The 16,389-nt window shown below is 43.0% G+C and carries 14 protein-coding genes; 2 read left to right on the top strand and 12 right to left on the bottom strand.

Going from position 1 to position 16,389, the window contains the following annotated elements; translation table 11 throughout:
• Positions 1 to 72: 72 nt before the first annotated feature.
• From AB1S56_RS07950 to AB1S56_RS07935, 4 genes are all read right to left on the bottom strand, one after another.
• Entirely contained in the window at positions 73 to 900 is an 828-nt protein-coding gene (locus tag AB1S56_RS07950; protein ID WP_340870278.1) for a carbohydrate ABC transporter permease, read from the bottom strand.
• Complete coding sequence (locus tag AB1S56_RS07945) at positions 900 to 1,802, bottom strand: sugar ABC transporter permease (protein ID WP_340870415.1); 903 nt, start codon at positions 1,800 to 1,802, stop codon at positions 900 to 902. Before AB1S56_RS07945 ends, AB1S56_RS07950 begins: the two co-directional genes overlap by 1 nt.
• An 88-nt stretch (positions 1,803 to 1,890) precedes the next feature.
• Positions 1,891 to 3,285: a sugar ABC transporter substrate-binding protein gene (locus AB1S56_RS07940; RefSeq protein ID WP_340870280.1), complete on the bottom strand. Its 1,395-nt coding sequence runs from the start codon at positions 3,283 to 3,285 to the stop codon at positions 1,891 to 1,893.
• A 132-nt stretch (positions 3,286 to 3,417) separates the two neighbouring features.
• Positions 3,418 to 4,863 carry an L-fucose/L-arabinose isomerase family protein gene (locus tag AB1S56_RS07935; RefSeq protein ID WP_340870281.1) on the bottom strand — a complete coding sequence of 482 codons (1,446 nt, stop codon included), beginning with the start codon at positions 4,861 to 4,863 and terminating at the stop codon, positions 3,418 to 3,420.
• Between the two features lie 174 nt (positions 4,864 to 5,037).
• On the opposite strand from AB1S56_RS07935, the gene AB1S56_RS07930 reads away from it, so the two are divergent.
• Entirely contained in the window at positions 5,038 to 5,919 is an 882-nt protein-coding gene (locus tag AB1S56_RS07930) for a helix-turn-helix domain-containing protein (RefSeq protein ID WP_340870283.1), read from the top strand.
• 59 nt (positions 5,920 to 5,978) lie between these two features.
• Here AB1S56_RS07930 and AB1S56_RS07925 read toward each other — a convergent pair whose 3' ends face one another.
• From AB1S56_RS07925 to AB1S56_RS07905, 5 genes are all read right to left on the bottom strand, one after another.
• Positions 5,979 to 7,100, bottom strand: a complete 1,122-nt coding sequence (locus AB1S56_RS07925; RefSeq protein ID WP_340870285.1) for a glycoside hydrolase family 88 protein — start codon at positions 7,098 to 7,100, stop codon at positions 5,979 to 5,981.
• 30 nt (positions 7,101 to 7,130) lie between these two features.
• Positions 7,131 to 8,009: a carbohydrate ABC transporter permease gene (locus AB1S56_RS07920; RefSeq protein ID WP_340870416.1), complete on the bottom strand. Its 879-nt coding sequence runs from the start codon at positions 8,007 to 8,009 to the stop codon at positions 7,131 to 7,133.
• Between the two features lie 17 nt (positions 8,010 to 8,026).
• Positions 8,027 to 8,989, bottom strand: coding sequence for an ABC transporter permease subunit (locus AB1S56_RS07915; RefSeq protein WP_340870286.1), 963 nt, complete (start codon positions 8,987 to 8,989; stop codon positions 8,027 to 8,029).
• An 85-nt stretch (positions 8,990 to 9,074) separates the two neighbouring features.
• Positions 9,075 to 10,721: an extracellular solute-binding protein gene (locus AB1S56_RS07910; RefSeq protein ID WP_340870287.1), complete on the bottom strand. Its 1,647-nt coding sequence runs from the start codon at positions 10,719 to 10,721 to the stop codon at positions 9,075 to 9,077.
• Between the two features lie 134 nt (positions 10,722 to 10,855).
• Positions 10,856 to 11,650: a helix-turn-helix domain-containing protein gene (locus AB1S56_RS07905; protein WP_340870288.1), complete on the bottom strand. Its 795-nt coding sequence runs from the start codon at positions 11,648 to 11,650 to the stop codon at positions 10,856 to 10,858.
• Between the two features lie 146 nt (positions 11,651 to 11,796).
• Here AB1S56_RS07905 and AB1S56_RS07900 point away from each other — a divergent pair, with 146 nt between their 5' ends.
• On the top strand, positions 11,797 to 12,603 hold the full coding sequence (locus AB1S56_RS07900; RefSeq protein ID WP_340870290.1) for a phytanoyl-CoA dioxygenase family protein: 807 nt from the start codon (positions 11,797 to 11,799) through the stop codon (positions 12,601 to 12,603).
• 131 nt (positions 12,604 to 12,734) lie between these two features.
• Here AB1S56_RS07900 and AB1S56_RS07895 read toward each other — a convergent pair whose 3' ends face one another.
• The 3 genes from AB1S56_RS07895 to AB1S56_RS07885 form a co-directional block, all read right to left on the bottom strand.
• On the bottom strand, positions 12,735 to 14,303 hold the full coding sequence (locus AB1S56_RS07895) for an extracellular solute-binding protein (RefSeq protein ID WP_340870291.1): 1,569 nt from the start codon (positions 14,301 to 14,303) through the stop codon (positions 12,735 to 12,737).
• Between the two features lie 70 nt (positions 14,304 to 14,373).
• Entirely contained in the window at positions 14,374 to 15,240 is an 867-nt protein-coding gene (locus AB1S56_RS07890) for a carbohydrate ABC transporter permease (protein WP_340870292.1), read from the bottom strand.
• Positions 15,241 to 15,260: 20 nt separating this feature from the next.
• A complete protein-coding gene (locus AB1S56_RS07885; protein ID WP_340870293.1) occupies positions 15,261 to 16,211 on the bottom strand; it encodes a sugar ABC transporter permease in 951 nt (316 codons plus the stop codon).
• Between the last annotated feature and the right edge of the window lie 178 nt (positions 16,212 to 16,389).

Below are 16,389 nucleotides of genomic sequence, written 5' to 3'. Positions count from 1 at the left end.
TCTTCTACGTTATGTCTCAATTCATCTTCTCTCCAAACTCGTTTTATACATGTTTCCGACTGCTCACAATCTTTAGTTTTTCATCCCTGTCGTCGATAGACTTTCGACAAAGAAACGTTGAGAAAATAGAAATATTATAATAACAGGCAAAGCAGCTAATATATTTGCAGCCATAGCTACATTCCAAGGAGCAGAAGTGTACTCTGAACTCATAGCTGCCAGCTTTAATGTAAGCACCCACAGATCTGTTTTTTGCGTAATAATAAGTGGCCACAAATACATATTCCATGCAGCCAAAAATGTTAAACACGAGAAAGTAGCAATTACGGGCTTGCTTAATGGGAGAAATATTTTGATGAAAATAGTAAACCAGTTCGCGCCATCCATCTTGGCAGATTCCGCAATCTCATCCGGAATATCCGCCAAAAACTGTCTGAACAGGAATGTTCCAAATCCCGTATGTGCAATGATAGGAACAATAAGCCCCTGATACGTATTAATCCAGTCCAGGTTTTTAACAATGATAAAAGTCGGAACAAGACTGACTTGACTGGGTACCATCATGGACATCAGCAGCAGAACAAAAAATATCTTTTGTCCCATAGCGGGTATTTTCGCCAAAGCAAAACCCGACATTAAACAAATAATGGCTTGGCCAATAAGAACAATACTCGTAAAAATGACGCTATTGAAAAAAGTCCTCAGCCCAAGATCTTCCCAAGCCAGTAAAAAATTCCCCCATTCTATGGACGAAGGTACAAATTCAGGAGGGAAAACGTATACTTCATCTGAAGGCTTAATCGAGGTCGTAAATAGCCAAATAAACGGAAAAAACATCCCTATTCCAATCAGCCAAGCGATGGCATTTACAGTCTGTTTTTTTACAATCTCCATTTTCATTATTTGTCGCCTCTTTTCTTCAACGAAAACTGCAGCCATGTGATGAGCAGAGAAATTACGAATAATACAATTCCGAGTGCGGAAGCATATCCAAGCTTCAGCTCTATAAATGCTTTCTCATACAAATAATAAATAATAATTTCTGTAGAACCGTAAGGTCCGCCTTTAGTCAGTACCTCCACTGCATCAAACGATCCAAAGAACGTCCAGATCATATTTAAGATAAATAACAATAAAGTAGCATTGGCAACCATAGGCCACGTAATGTACCTCATTTTTTTCCAATATCCGGCGCCATCTAAAGAGGCGGCTTCATACAAGTGTGTAGGCACACTTTGCAAAGCGGCTAAATAAATAATGATTGTCGCCGGAATATGCTTCCACACAATAACAATTGCAATAGCTATCAAAGCAAATTGACTATCCCCCAGCCAATCTACTGGAGGGATTCCCAGAAAATCAAGACCATAATTTAAAATGCCAAAGTTTTTTGAATAGATCCATTTCCAAATTACCGCGGATGATACTAAGGATATAACGATCGGAAAATAATACATCGTTCTTAACACCTGTATGCCTGCCATCTTGCGATTAATCAACACAGCCAATAGAAAACTAATAATTACTGCAGTTGGGACAGAATATAAAATGAGTAGAATGTTTAATTGAAGGGAGGTAATCGCTTTATCATCACGAAAAAAATCGACAAAATTATCCAATCCCACAAAGACAGGCGCTTCCACTACATTCCAGTTATAAAAGGATAGGATTATGGCAAACAGGATTGGAAACATCGTGAAAACAGAAAAAAGGAGCAAATTAGGAAAATGGAATATGAGCGCCCACCAATTATCTCCATTCTTCAACGCTTTTTTTGTTCGAATCCAGTACTCTTTCGTCATAGTGCTCACTAAGCTCACTCCATCCATCCACTTAATTAATATTAAAGTGCCAGGAAACCTCCTAGCACTTTAATATCACAACGGACTGTTATTTATTTTCACTCAGAGCCTTTGTCGCTTTATCCGCGGCTTCCTGCATTAAAGCCTCAAGATTATTTTCATCGTTTAACAAATACCTCTCCAATGCCTCCTTAATAGCTCCCTTAAACGCCCCGCTTGCTTCAACCGGCAAAGGAGGGGAGATAACCGAATACTTTAAGGTATCCGTGAATACATGGTTTGAATAAGGAGGACCAGGAAGCTCCTTCCAAAACGAACTATTATATAGCGACTTAATCGGCGGTACCACTGAATAGTTTTCTGCAAAAATCTTCATGCCGCCTTCACCATCATAAATAAACTTCATGAATTCCCATGCCTCATCTTTGTGCTTCGTGCTTGAAGTGATAGAGAAGCCTACAGCTCCAGCACCCACCTTTTTTACACCGTTAATATAGGGCAATTCAACAACATCCCAATCATCCTTCAAGCCGTTCCTTACCATAGGAACTTGGGCTCTAATTCCTGTATGCATAGCTGCTTTGCCGCCTAGAAACGGAGCATTATCGTTCCCCATATCGTTTTGAACCGTCATCGGTACAAATATTCCCTCTTTCTCAGGCTCTAGCATAGCTTTCCAGCCTTTAATGGCTTCAGGGCTATGGAATAACGCCTTGTCCATCTCTGCATTTACCAATGAGCCTTCGAAGTTTTCTAGCAACGGTCCATAGATGGCTTGCCACGTATATCTAATATTGGCACCGTAAGTAACGGTGTTCCCTTTATCATCTTTAATGGTCAGCTTCCTAGCCGTATCAATAAATTTCTCATAATCCCAGTCGCTTGTTGGATAGGGTACATTGGCTTCGTCAAACAGTCTCTTATTATAAAAGATAACAAGGGCATCCGCTCCGAGCGGCAGCATATGAACTTCGCCTTTTGTCTTATTGCCGAAGGATACACCGGTTTGTAAAAACGCTTCATCAAACTCATCTTTATTAAGACCAGAGTCGGAACCCAACAATTCATCTAAGCTCATAGTTATACCGGAATCCGCGAAAAGGGAAACCATCCCTCCCAAATTCGCCAAAATATCGGGTAAATTATTCGCCGCTAAGTTGGTTGTAATCTTTTGTCGGTATTGGTCCTCGTTCGTAGGCCACGGCTCTAACTCCACCTTAATGTTAGGATGCTGATCCTCAAATGCAGCAACTACTTTTTCGGCTTCAGCAGTTAGATAATCTCTTATGGCAACCCTTATGGTAACGGTCTCAGAACCTTTATCCTTTGTAACCCCTTCCGTTTCCTTTGGGTTGTTAGAGGCATTGCCAGCAGTCGAGGCATTCCCATTCGAATTGGAGCAAGCAGTAAACACGAGAGCCAATACTAAGATGAAACTAATCAAGGTCAGCTTTTTCATTGAAACATCTCTTATGTTCTTCATTACACAGCACTCCCCTTTAGTATTAATAATTAATGAAAACATTTGGAACTTAGACCGGACTAAAAAGTTATAAAAACGTTTTTATAAACAAATAATAATCTGCCTAGAAAGCGTTGTCAATACAATTCTATTTTACAAAATTACGGTGTTCATATTCATGAGGCAGCCTACCTTCTCAAATAGACGTGCCTGGTGTCCGATGGCCATGGCACAATGATGCGTCGGAGCTTCCATGAACCACCGCTTCATATATGCATCCGGGTGTTCTTTAAATTTCACAGGGGTTTGTGTGTTGCCTATACGCATAATAGGTCCATTGGTTGATTCCCCCTCGCTGATGATCAGCTTTAGCTTGCCGTCGCCAGTCTGTGTCACATTTAGCGTCGTGATGGGCCCGGTCTTGACCTTTGCCTCAACAGAAACTCCTGAGCCCTGTTTACCATGATATAGGCCCATACCTCTTAGAATAGGCTTGCCTTGGGAAATCGCGATGTGGAACGGACCGTCATGCCCCAAAATGATCGTCTCGTCCACATAATCAACTACGACTATTTCCGAGAAGCTGCCCCCCGTGCCGAGAAGATCGCATATCTTCATAGCAAGAGCAGTCTTCAGGTCTCCTTCACCTGAACACGGAATGCCTCGCGCCGTTAATAATGAATGGCCTACAATAAATCCACCTTGCAGCTCCTCATAGTGCCCTCCAGGCGCACCGTGGTAGTAATACGTAAGGGCATCTAAATCATAAGCTCTGACAAGCCTCTCTTGTGCAGCAGCTACTTTGCAAGACCACTCCATTTGCTCCTTGGTGGGCCTTCTCGCAATAGGATCAGAAGGGGAATCGCCACTAATTTCGAACATCTCATGCACTTCTTCAAGCTTGGCTTTAACCTCTTGAGGAGTTACCTCCTGAACCAACCGATCGAGATCGCACATTTCCAGCATTTCGAGATGTATGCCCGACTGAGCTTGAACCATTGTAAAGTCGCTGTACATATCCAGCATGCCGGAGTAAGTATTGCCTAGAAAGCCGAAACGGCTGTAACGCAAATTACGTGGAACCGAAGCTGCTTTTACCCATTCTTCTATCTCTTTCCATGCGCTTATTGCTTCTGTACGCTCATAAGTGATTTCATTTGTTAATGAAATGTCTGGGCTATAATCCAACCCCAGCAATCCGTTTACGACTTGGAAGGGAAGTCCTGCCCTGGCAAATGCATTGGCAAACTCAGGCACTGGACATGCACCACAATGAGCCAGCCATTCACCTGTCGTTGAAGACTCATAATTCATACGTTCTGTAGGCTGAAGATTCAGAAAAACTACTGGCGACTTACAAATTTGATGCACCGGAAGCACTGTGGAACTCGTAGAATAGGTGGCAGCATGGCAAAACACTAAATCCACCTGGTTCGCATTAAACCACTCGCCGGCCTTGCGTCCCTCCCCCTCAGTATCAACTAGACCGAAATTCATCACCTCAGCCCAGTCGGATAACTTGCCTTCGATAAACCTTCCATAAGCGAGCAAACGATCCCTCAAACCCGGGAACTGTTCCCAGTATGCTTTCAACCCCACCGAATATAATCCGATTCTAGGTTTACTTGCTGGCTTAATCAACTGCTTCCAAACGATCTTTACCACCCCGTTCAAATATGAAATAATAGTTTTACGACTTAATTGTAACCGCTTTATTTCGATAATACATCGAAGTATCTTGTATAAAAATAATAGAATCTTGCGAGGTGACTCATGACAGCTTACAAGGAACGATATAATACCGCTTGGAGTAATGACTCCGTACGAATCATCGCTACCTCTTCATCATTTGCAAAAGCAAACTTATTTTATGTACAAGAAATGGGGCATTTTCAGACACTGCCCTCCTATTTTACAGAACGCGAGCAGCTCGACTCCTTTCTGATGATCTATACACTGGGGGGAATTGGGCATCTTACCTATCAGCAGCAGTCTCACGTTGTGAAAGCCAATCAATTATTTTTTATTCATTGTATGGATTATCATCATTATAGGACGGACCTTGATGATCCATGGGAACTGTTATGGATACACTTTAATGGCAGCACTGCACAGGGGTATTACGAGAAGTTTGCTGAGGCTGGAGAGCCCGTTCTGAGCTTACAGCCAGAATCAAATATTCCTTATGTAATGAATCAGCTTCTTAATTACAAGAAACCTAGCTTGTATAATGAATTGAAATGCTCAAAGCTATTAGTCGAGCTTCTGACCGACTGCTTGCTTGAGCAGGAACAGTCATATGGATTAGCTTCTAGTGAAGGGGATTATATTTCTGCGGTCATAGAGGAAATGAAGCTTCATTTTCAAGAAAAAATCACGCTGGATGATTTGGCCAAAAAGTTTGCCGTCAGCAAATATCACTTATCTAAGCAGTTCAAGCGCGTAACAGGCTTTCCACCCAATGAGTATCTTATTAACATTAGAATTACACACGCCAAGGAGCTGCTTAAATATTCAAAACTCTCGATTGCACAGATCGCTGTCGAAGCAGGTATTGAAAATGTCAGTCATTTTATCTATTTATTTAAGGAACGAGTCGAGTGCACACCTCTTATTTTTCGAAAGATGTGGCAGGAGGGCGGTTCAAAAAAGTAACCGGAATAACACAGCTAAGCCTACACCCTATGACTCAGGTGTGGGCTTAGTGATGCGGATTACCAAAACAATTCTGTATTGCCCCTCAGCTTCGACAACGCCTCCATAAAGAAGTAATCTCCATAGATTATCGGCGTGTTAATACCGATTCCTGCAGGATAATGCGAGGTTCCCTTAACCAGCAGCGCTTCCTCTTCTTTATCCCAAGCTCCATAATGCTCATAAAGCGACTTCAGGATACGTTCTGCCCATTCCAGATAGAATCGTTGTTCCTGTTCAGGCACAGATCTGCCGATTTCGATTAATCCGCTCGCCGCGCAGGCCGCAGCTGTGGTATCTCTCGGCATATTCTCTTCAAGCGGCGCTCTCAGATCCCAGTAAGGGACATGGTCTTCGGGCAGACTGGCGATGAAATAATGTGCTGCTTTCTTAGCCGCCTGCAGATATCTTTGTTCTCCTGTGTACCGGTATGACAAAGCGAATCCATGAATCGCCCACGACGCGCCTCTCGACCAAGCAGATTCCGGTGAATAGCCTTGACCGCCCATGGCTCCTATTCTTTCCCCAGTATCGGGATCAAAGCAGACAATATGGTGAACAGAGCCGTCCTCACGAATGTGCTCCTTCAGCACGGTGTCTGCATGAGCGATCGCAATATGCTTGAAACGCGGATCACCTGTTTCTTCAGATGCCCAATATAGAATAGGCAGATTCATCATACAATCAATGATGACCCATCCACGATTGTCCCTGCCGCCGCCTTGCTGATCATTCCACGCTCGAATAAAGCTGCCCTTCAGATTGAACCGGCCAGCGAGATGACTTGCTGCGATAAGGGCTCTTCGCTTGGAGGATTCATTACCCAGTAATTTATACTGCGCCACTGCAGTCAAGCTCCATACAAAACCTACATCATGATGCAGGATGTAGAATCCGTTCAACACTTCATCCAGCTCATCTTCTATTGCAATGGCAATCCCCTTCAGTCGCTCATCCTTCGTCTCATTGTATATATGCCATAACATACCGGGCCAGAAGCCCTTGGTCCAGAAGCTCTTATTGTTATCATAAGTTCCATCAATAGAAAGATGCGGATAGGACACCCCTATACGCCTGCTCGTCCTGTTCACCTTCTCTACTGTCTGATCCCAGGCGTGATCGAACCAATTTCTATCCGACATGCGAATATCCTCCCCCTGCTAGCCGATGGGCTAGCCCTTTAGTGATCCAACCATTACTCCTTTAACGAAATATCGCTGCAGATAAGGATATACCATCAGGATAGGTAAAGTTGACACCATAATGGTCGCATATTTAATTGTCTCGCCAATCTGGAACAAGTCGTTGCCTGATCCGCCAGATGACATCCCCTCTGTCGAGTTCGCTATCAGAATCTCTCTGATGACCAATTGCAACGGGAATAAATCTCTGTCACTAATAAAGATTGAAGAATAGAACCAGCCGTTCCATTTGTCTACGGCATAATAAAGCGTCATGACCGCCATGATAGGCAAGGATAACGGCAGAATAATACGAAACAAAATAACAAGGTGATTGGCACCGTCCATCTTGGCCGCTTCTTCCAGACTATCAGGAATGGATTGGAACGAGGTTCTTAATATAATCAAATTAAACGTGTTAATAGCAAATGGAATAATAGGCGCCCAAAGCGTATCCAGCAGCCCTACGCCTTTCACAACCAGATAGAAAGGAATCAGACCCCCATGAAAGAACATCGTAATGATGATAAAAATCATAAACGGTTTGTTCAGCATGACATTTTTGCGTGACAGCACGTAAGCTCCCAGCGACGTCATAAACAGGTTCAGTATAACTCCAAATACGATGATAAATAATGTATTCTTGTATCCGCTCCATATGGCATCATTGGCAAAAACGCTCTTATACGCCTCGAAATTAACTCCTACCGGCTTCCACAAGATCCCTTTGTGAGCAACGATATACGCTGCATCGCTGATCGAAGCAAATGCCACATAGATGAGAGGGTACAAGGTAATCACAACCAACACCGACAAGACTGTATATAAGCAAACATCAAACGTTCGCTCAAGTCTGGATTTTTTGGTCATCATGCCGCTCACCTCCCTTACCATAAGCTATTTTCGCTAAATTTTTTGCTCAATCGATTAGCAAGCACTAGCAATATCAAATTGACTACGGAATTGAACAACCCTACAGCCGCGCTGTAGCTCCAGCCGAACTCGAGTAAGCCCTTACGATAAACAAAGGAGGAGATCACATCAGCAGTATCATAAATGGCAGGATTGTATAACAGGATAATCTTCTCGAACCCTACACTAAGCAAATTGCCAATACGGAGAATGAGCATGATGATAATAGTTGGCAGGATGCCCGGAAGGGATACATTCCATATTTGCCTCAGTCTGCCCGCTCCATCGATGCGCGCCGCTTCGAATTGCTCTTGGTCGACATTCATGAGCGCTGCTAAATAGATAATGGATGTCCATCCCATGCCTTGCCATATATCCGATATAATATAAATGCTTCGAAAGAGCTCTGGCTTCTGCAGCATTGCCTGCCCGTCGCCGCCTAGATAGGTAATAAAGGTATTGATCAAGCCCCCGCTATTCGTAAAATCCTTAATAATTCCACAGATAACGATGAGGGAAATGAAATGAGGCATATAGGTTACGGATTGTACAATGGATTTAAACCGCTTATTTCTGACCTCATTAATTAACAAGGCAAGTATAATAGGCGCTGGGAATTCAAAGCAAAGGGAGTAAAGGCTTAACAATAGTGTATTTTTCAGAATGCGCCAGAAATAATAGCTTTCGAAAAAAGATTGAAAGTGTGCCAATCCGACCCACTCACTGCCTACTATTCCTTTAATCGGCGAATATTCTTTAAAAGCAATGATAGCTCCATACATCGGACCGTATTGAAACAAAATATAATACGCGAGAACAGGTATCATCATCATATAGAGGTATTTGTTAAGCGCCAAATCCTTCACCAGGCGACTAACAACAATTTCTCTGCTCTTAACAGGTTTCCCAGCATGGCTAGGGGATGCTGAAGGTCTCATACTCTCGCCCCTTATTTACTTGATTGCCTTTAAGTGAAGCGGTGGTGGCTTAGACTTAGGGAGCTCTAAGCCACCTTGGTACATATTAACGTTTATTGAATCGCTCCAAAGCCGCCTTTTGAATTTCAATCGCTCTGTCAAAGTTAAGCGTTTCCAGCTTCTTCATGTAGGAATCATAGCTGGATAATGGCTCGCTTCCCAAAATAATTTTGAGTGTCATCTCATTAACAAGCGTTTCCACATCCGTCATAATTTTAGCCAATTCGGTACTTTCCTCAGGTGTTGCCGTAATGGGCGGCAGCTTTGTTGATTTAGCATCCGTCTTCCAGACTTCAATAGAATCCTTCTGCGATTGCAGCACATTATATTGTTCGCTGTAGCGTTTGTCTTGCACAAAGGGACCAAAATAATTGCCGCGGATATAGAGGGACAAGGCTTGGGCAGGAGCCAGCTTATCCGGATTTTTCATCATCAAGTCCGTGTAAGTGGGATAACCATTTTCCATGGTATAGCTGACGCCTTCAACCCCGAAGTTAAAGAGCATATGACCTTCCTCGCTGTAAGCATAATCCAGCATCTTTACAGCTAACTCCGGATTTTTGCTTTTCGAGGTAATCGCAGCCGTGCCATTGACAGCGAAAGGATTATCCAGCTGTCCAAATCTAGGAACATCCCCTTTATTCATGACGGGATAAGGCGCTGGAGCCAATACGGCTTTCGGATCCTTCTCGCTAAGGAGCGGTGTCCATTTCCCTAGATGTGAACCAGCATTACCAAGAGTTACACCCGTCGCACCGCTGATCATATTGGCATCTAACGTTTTTAGATCGGTTGTTGCAATGTTTTTGTCCAACAGCCCTTCCGCATACCACTTGCTCATTGTGGCCAGGAAATCCTTATACTGAGGCTCTGCAGGACCATACTTAATCTGTCCATTATCCAAATAGAAGCTTTGATTGATGCCAAATGCTCCAATAATCGCTCCGTTCCCAAGGCCTGCCAGCTTACCTTCGCTTAGGAACGATAATGGCGCAGAAGCTCCCTTCTTCTCCTTAAACGCCTTCAATACGGTATACCATTCATCGATGGTAGTCGGAACCTCAAGACCAAGCTCATCCAGCCAATCTTGACGAACGATAGGACCTGAGAAGACCAGCAGGGATTCATCTCCACGGATAAACGGGAATCCATAATAACTGCCTGAATCTGTTTTCACCAGGCGATCAACCTCTGGATGCTCCTCCAAATATTTTTTCAGGTTGGGCGCATGCTGATCCATTAATTCATTCAGTCTTAGAATGTAGCCATCTTTAATGGCCTTCTCCGGTCCGCCAGGGAAATTAATCCAGGAATATTCAATCACATCAGGCAATTCACCGGAAGCGAGCATGACATTAAGCGCCTCTTTCTGTTGACCCGCCGTAGGTGAAATGAAGGTCAATGGAACTCCCGTTCTCTTCTGCCATTCCTGGAAAAACGGCACCTCATCCAACGAGTTGCGGATCCCAGCCAGATTGGAATTAATGCCCGCCCAATACGTAAGCTTCTTATCCGTTTGAATGGGATAGGTCGTTGCCTCATTCGTATTGTCTTGTGGGGCTGCGCTTTGTGTCGGGCTGTTCGAGCTCTGGCTTGCCTCCTCTGAATTGCTGGAGCATGCTGCTGTTACACTGACTAGAATCATGAATACTGAAAGTACTGCAGCCAACAAGCTTGCTTTTGTCTTTTTCACCGTAACCATCAACCTCCCATTTTTTGTCGAGAGTTTCACAACTCCTTATCCCGATTATAAGAGCCCCTTTTCCACAACGTATATCGATCATTTACGAAATTCCATCTACAAAATCGTAAAAAAGCCCTTTTATGTTAAGTATACTTTCTTTTATAGCTGCTTGGACTCAATCCATACCACTTTCGGAACTGATTAATGAAATGATTGTAATTGTGGAATCCCACCTCATAACATATTTCACTTGCGCTTCGATTTGTATGCGTAAGCAGTAAAGCAGCCTGACGAATTCGCATTTGGTTCAAGGTATCGATAATGGAAAGTCCAGTCTGCTCCTTGAACAAATGTGACAATCTTGAGGAAGAAAGCCCGATTGTTCGTGCGAGCTCCTCGATTTGCACACTATCCCGCATATGGATAGAAAGATAATGGATTGTTTCTACGATGCGCGGATCACGCTGTAGCTTTTGCTCCTGAGCTAACAGCATTAGCATTTCGCGAAGCGAGTTCAAACAAAGCTCCTGCCAATATTCGTCTCGTTCAGTCGAATCAAAAAGGAGTCTGCGAAACGCCTGATTTATTCTCCTTTGAACCGTATTTGCTTTAAAATTATGAATAAAAAGTGGTTCAGAAGGCAGTAAGTTGTCTTCAATAAGATAGTCATTAAAATGCGCCCAATAAAAATCCCACTCCTCGCCCTTTACAGTACCATATCTGTGAGGCGTGCCAGGTCTTAAAAATGTTAAATCACCTTTGATACAATGCTGCATTCCGCTGGGGACATCCATATATCCTTTTCCACGTAATGTATAGGTTATTAGCCACTCTGTCATACCTTTCGGCCGATGAGTAGCATAAGCATCTGACATTTGATAGTGTCCCGAAATGCTAATCCCAGTGTTCAGAAGAGAAGGGTCGTTGATAGGCTTCAATGCAATACCTCCAATCCGGATATATAACCAACTATAGATAACTGCAGAAAGCAGAATGGTATGATTGAAAAGCAGAATTGCTAATTCCTTGGAACCTGCTTTGACCTTAGACTGTTATTAAGCAAGATATGAAGGGAGAGAGCATCATGCAAAGCCAAACAGTGTTAACGAAAGAACAAAAGAACCAATTCGAAATGGAAGGGTACGTTATTGTAAAAGGACTATTCAGTAAGCAGGAGCTGGATGAAATCGGGCAAACGTTTCAAGAGATTAGCGAGAGTGTAATTCCAGGATACTTTGAGCCTGATTTATCCTCTGAGTCCCCAGATCCATTAAGGCGATATCCTCGGGTTATGCACCCGCATCGATTTAATGAAACGGCAAAAAAATATATGCTGCACCAGCCGGTGATGTCCGTGCTCGAGAGCCTATATAATGAAGCGGCGTTAGCAGCACAAAGCATGTTCTATTATAAGCCCCCTGGAGCGAGAGGACAGGCTCTTCATCAGGATAACTTCTATTTAAAGGTTGAACCGGGAAACTGCATTGCAGCCTGGACGGCTATCGACCCCGCAGATGAAGAAAACGGCGGTCTACTGGTTGTACCCAAGACGCAGCAATACGATATCGTCTGTCCGGAGCTGTCAGATTCGAAGGAATCGTTTACAACCCACTATGTAAAGCCCCCGAAGGAGCAAAAACCTATGCCAGTCATTATGGAGCCTGGCGATGTGCTGTTCTTCAACGGAAATCTTATTCATGGCTCCTATCGGAATAAGACAAAAGACAGATTTCGGAGGGCTTTCATCTGCCACTACGCGAACGAGTCGGCCACTCACATTGGCAAGCACTATCAGCCATTATTTCGAGCCGACGGCTCCATCGTTGAGTTAATCGATAACCCGGATGGTGGACCTTGCGGATTCGAATTCAAATCTCTTTACCCCCATTAATCGTCACCTCATAGAATAAATAAGAGGAAATGCCTAGCCCTTTCTTAGACCATGCTCCTTCTTATTAAAGAGCATAATCCCCTCAACCAGTAGAGCTGGTGAGGGGATTGCAACTTTATTTACATCATTTTTTACTTCTTATTATATTCAGCCTCGAACTCCTCTAACATTTTAACTCCGCCCGAGCTTTTCCATTTTTCAATAACCTCGTCAAATTGTTGATCATTGACCTCACCCATAATGTACTTTACAGTTGCGTCTTGAATCATTTTATCCAGCTCTCCACCTAGTTCAATAGCCGTTTTCGATATAATGGAAGCCGCCGGATTGTTCACCAAGTTATTAGAGGTTTCATTTTCACTTAACACATCATACATGTCCTCAATATGCTTTGGAGTCCCAGGTGGAGCTATAGGCTCAAAGGCGTCAGGGGCAAACATTCGCAAAGAAACCAGCTCAGCTTCCACATTTTTAACAATCGATATATTGCCGTTATCCTTTTTGTAATGCTCACCCTCGATGCCTAGCATAAAAAATTCCTTTTGCTCTGGCGCAGCCATCAAATCCAAAGCGGCAAGAAGTCGGTCGAGCTCTTCCTCTGTTTTTACTGTGCTTTTCGGGAAGGCAATAGTCACCCAATAGCCTTTACTTGTAAATAAGTGATTGCCGGTAGGTCCCTCTAGATAGGATAATGAGACGATGGAAGCATTAGGATTGCTGTCTAGTAACGGATTCCACAATAGTTTTTCATCGACGTTGCTTATCTGTACTCCGGCTTTTCCATTTTGAATCAATTCTTCGCCCTGGGTTCTTTGAAGATAGCTAAAATCTTGGTTCATAATACCTTCATCATATAATTTCTTAAAGAAACGCATCGTCTCTCTATAGGCCTCTGTCGTGAAAGCCGGAATAAATTTGTTGTCTTTCACCTCATAACCATTAGGGGCGCCAAACTTGGCAAGCAGAATCGGAAATCCGACAGGCACGCCAGCGTGCAGTCTTTGCGCTAGACCTATCGTATCATTTTTTCCATTCCGATCAGGATCATCCTGGGTAAAAGCCCTTAATACATTATATAACTCATCAATTGTTGTAGGCTTCTGGAGGCCTAGATTGTCCAACCAGTCCTGGCGCATGTTCATACCTTGTCTTGAGATAGCCTCAGGAATATAAATTTGATAAGTTTTTCCGTCTACCTTGATATTCTCGTCTCTTATCTTATCTTTACCTGCCATTAGATTTGGATACTTTTCAAGTTTTCCATCCAATTCCCAGAATGCACCTGCCCGAATCGCAGTAACGATAGAAGGCTGCTTCCCATCGAAGATATATAGCATGTGAGGAAGGTTTCCCGATGCTAAGGCGACATTCACCTTATCCATAAAGTTAGGTCCGAATACAAACTCCGTTTCAAATTCTACATTCATAGATTTTTCAATGTACTTGAACAATGAGCCATCCATATCAGGCAGTGCTCCCCAATATGGTTGAAGCGCGGTTACCTTAATGGGCTCCAATGATTTTGTTGCTTCGGGAGCGTCGTCTTTTTTCCCATCTGTTGCCGACGATCCATTCGAATCGACAGCATTGGAATCGGCGCCGTTGCCATTCTCATTCCCCGCACAGCCTGATAGGACAACAACACACAATAGCACGAGCGATAAGAGAATGACTGAAGCTTTTTTTGTTTTTTTAAGCATTTTAACCCTCCATTTAGTTTTATTTATTAAAAGATGATGCGAACCCATTCCACAAAATGGATTCTCATTGTCATCCCTTAACCGAGCCAATCATAACACCCTTCACAAAATGCTTCTGAATAAATGGATACACAAGCAATATAGGCAGAGTAGCTACAACAATCGTAGCCATTCGAAGGGATTGAGACGGTATTTCGATGCTAGCTCCAAAATCACCAAAATCTGCAGTCGCCATAATGATGATTTGACGCAGCCAAATCTGCACAGGCCACATGTCAGGTGTATTCAAGTAGAGAAATGGCATCATGAAATTATTCCAGTGATTCACAGCGTAAAACAACATAAATGTAGCCATTGAAGCCATAGATAACGGAATAACGATCTGGATAAATGTTTTAAGATCATTACAGCCGTCAATCTTAGCTGATTCGAATAATTCCTCCGGCAAGCTCATGAAGAAGTTGCGCATTAAGATCAAGTTAAATGCACTAATCGCATTCGGAATCATTACTGCCCAATACGTATTTATGAGACCTAATTCCTTCACGACGAGATATGCCGGTATCATCCCTCCATCAAACAGCAGGGTGAACACGATTAGAAACATAATAAAGCGCCGGCCTCTTAAGCCACGTCTAGCTAATGCAAAAGCAGTAATAGAAGTGAAAACAAGATTAATGATTGTCCCACAAACGGTAATAAATACAGAGATCATCATACTTTTGGGTATGGTTATATCCGAAAAAATAAATCGATATGCATCAAGCGAATACACCTCAGGAATCAACACAAACTTTTTTTCCATCAACTCTTGCTGAGTTGCAAAAGAGCCCGCTACGATCTGCAAAAAAGGCAAAATGCAAATCAATGAAATTACAATTAACAGCAGCACGTTTATAGTGTCAAAGCTACGGTCCGATAAACCACTTTTCCTCATTTGTTGATTTCCTCCTATCCCTAGAATATGCCTTCCTCACCAGACCTTCGTGCCAAATAATTGGAGCCAAGCACTAAGATCAGGCCTATGACTGACTTAAACAGTCCAATAGCTGTACTATAGCTGAATTGTCCTTCCTTTATACCGATCGTATAGACATACGTATCAAACACATTGCCATAATCCTTATTGCCTGCATTGATCATGTTGTAGATTTGCTCAAAGCCCAGATCCATAAAGTTTCCGATCTGCAATATAAGTAAGATGACAATCGTACTGCGTATACAAGGCAAGGTCACATTCCACATCTGACGAAATCTGCCTGCTCCATCTATCTTGGCCGCCTCATAAAGCTGTGGATCTACTGCACTCATCGCCGCAAGATACAATATGGTCCCCCAACCCGCTTCTCGCCAAATGGTCTGAGAAGTAAGCAAGGTGCGAATCCAAGCATTTTGGCCCAAAAAATTAATTTTCTCCCCGCCGGCCCACATGATAAACTCATTAACAATACCGCCCTCAGTGGTCAGTAACACATAAGTAATTCCTGCAACGACTACCCATGAGAAAAAATGCGGGATGTAAATAACCGTTTGTACAAAACGTTTGAACACCTTCAGACGCACTTCATTGAGCATAAGCGCAAGAATGATGGGCACGGGAAAGTAAAACAACAGCTTATATAAGGAGATTAAAATGGTGTTGCGGAATAACATCACAAAATCGTTGTTTTGAAATAGTCTTTCGAAATGCTTCCACCCCACCCACTGGCTTTCTACAATTCCTAGAAATGGGGTGTAATCTTTAAACGCAATGACCACACCTCCCATAGGGATATATTTAAAAATCAAGAAATAAAACACCCCTGGGATCACAAAAATATAGAGCCATCTGTTTCGCCAAATATCCTTAAGTAGGTTTTGTGCCGCAGCTCCTTTGACACGCTGTCTGTTCGAGAAAAAATTAGTCAAATGTATTCTCAGCTCCTTGTTGTTTATAATCGTATTGATACGCACCCCATCTTCACGCTTGATGTGGGTTACAATTCGAAATTACAGCTATATTGTATGACTGTCTATAATCATCACACACTTCGGTGTATGATGATTACGAATTGGGGAGAATGATTATTGCGTGTGAAATCCTTAA

Origin of the sequence: Paenibacillus sp. PL2-23 (assembly GCF_040834005.1) — a bacterium.
Taxonomy (GTDB): domain Bacteria; phylum Bacillota; class Bacilli; order Paenibacillales; family Paenibacillaceae; genus Pristimantibacillus.
Note: the sequence above shows the minus strand (reverse complement) of the source record. Positions and strands in the feature narration are given on the sequence as shown.

What these genes read in the sequence shown, in the direction of transcription:
- AB1S56_RS07950 (WP_340870278.1), bottom strand. Translation starts at nt 900, where the DNA reads ATGAAAATGGAGATTGTAAAAAAACAGACTGTAAATGCCATCGCTTGG.
- AB1S56_RS07945 (WP_340870415.1), bottom strand. Translation starts at nt 1,802, where the DNA reads ATGACGAAAGAGTACTGGATTCGAACAAAAAAAGCGTTGAAGAATGGA.
- AB1S56_RS07940 (WP_340870280.1), bottom strand. Translation starts at nt 3,285, where the DNA reads ATGAAGAACATAAGAGATGTTTCAATGAAAAAGCTGACCTTGATTAGT.
- AB1S56_RS07930 (WP_340870283.1), top strand. Translation starts at nt 5,038, where the DNA reads ATGACAGCTTACAAGGAACGATATAATACCGCTTGGAGTAATGACTCC.
- AB1S56_RS07925 (WP_340870285.1), bottom strand. Translation starts at nt 7,100, where the DNA reads ATGTCGGATAGAAATTGGTTCGATCACGCCTGGGATCAGACAGTAGAG.
- AB1S56_RS07920 (WP_340870416.1), bottom strand. Translation starts at nt 8,009, where the DNA reads ATGACCAAAAAATCCAGACTTGAGCGAACGTTTGATGTTTGCTTATAT.
- AB1S56_RS07915 (WP_340870286.1), bottom strand. Translation starts at nt 8,989, where the DNA reads ATGAGACCTTCAGCATCCCCTAGCCATGCTGGGAAACCTGTTAAGAGC.
- AB1S56_RS07900 (WP_340870290.1), top strand. Translation starts at nt 11,797, where the DNA reads ATGCAAAGCCAAACAGTGTTAACGAAAGAACAAAAGAACCAATTCGAA.
- AB1S56_RS07895 (WP_340870291.1), bottom strand. Translation starts at nt 14,303, where the DNA reads ATGCTTAAAAAAACAAAAAAAGCTTCAGTCATTCTCTTATCGCTCGTG.
- AB1S56_RS07890 (WP_340870292.1), bottom strand. Translation starts at nt 15,240, where the DNA reads ATGAGGAAAAGTGGTTTATCGGACCGTAGCTTTGACACTATAAACGTG.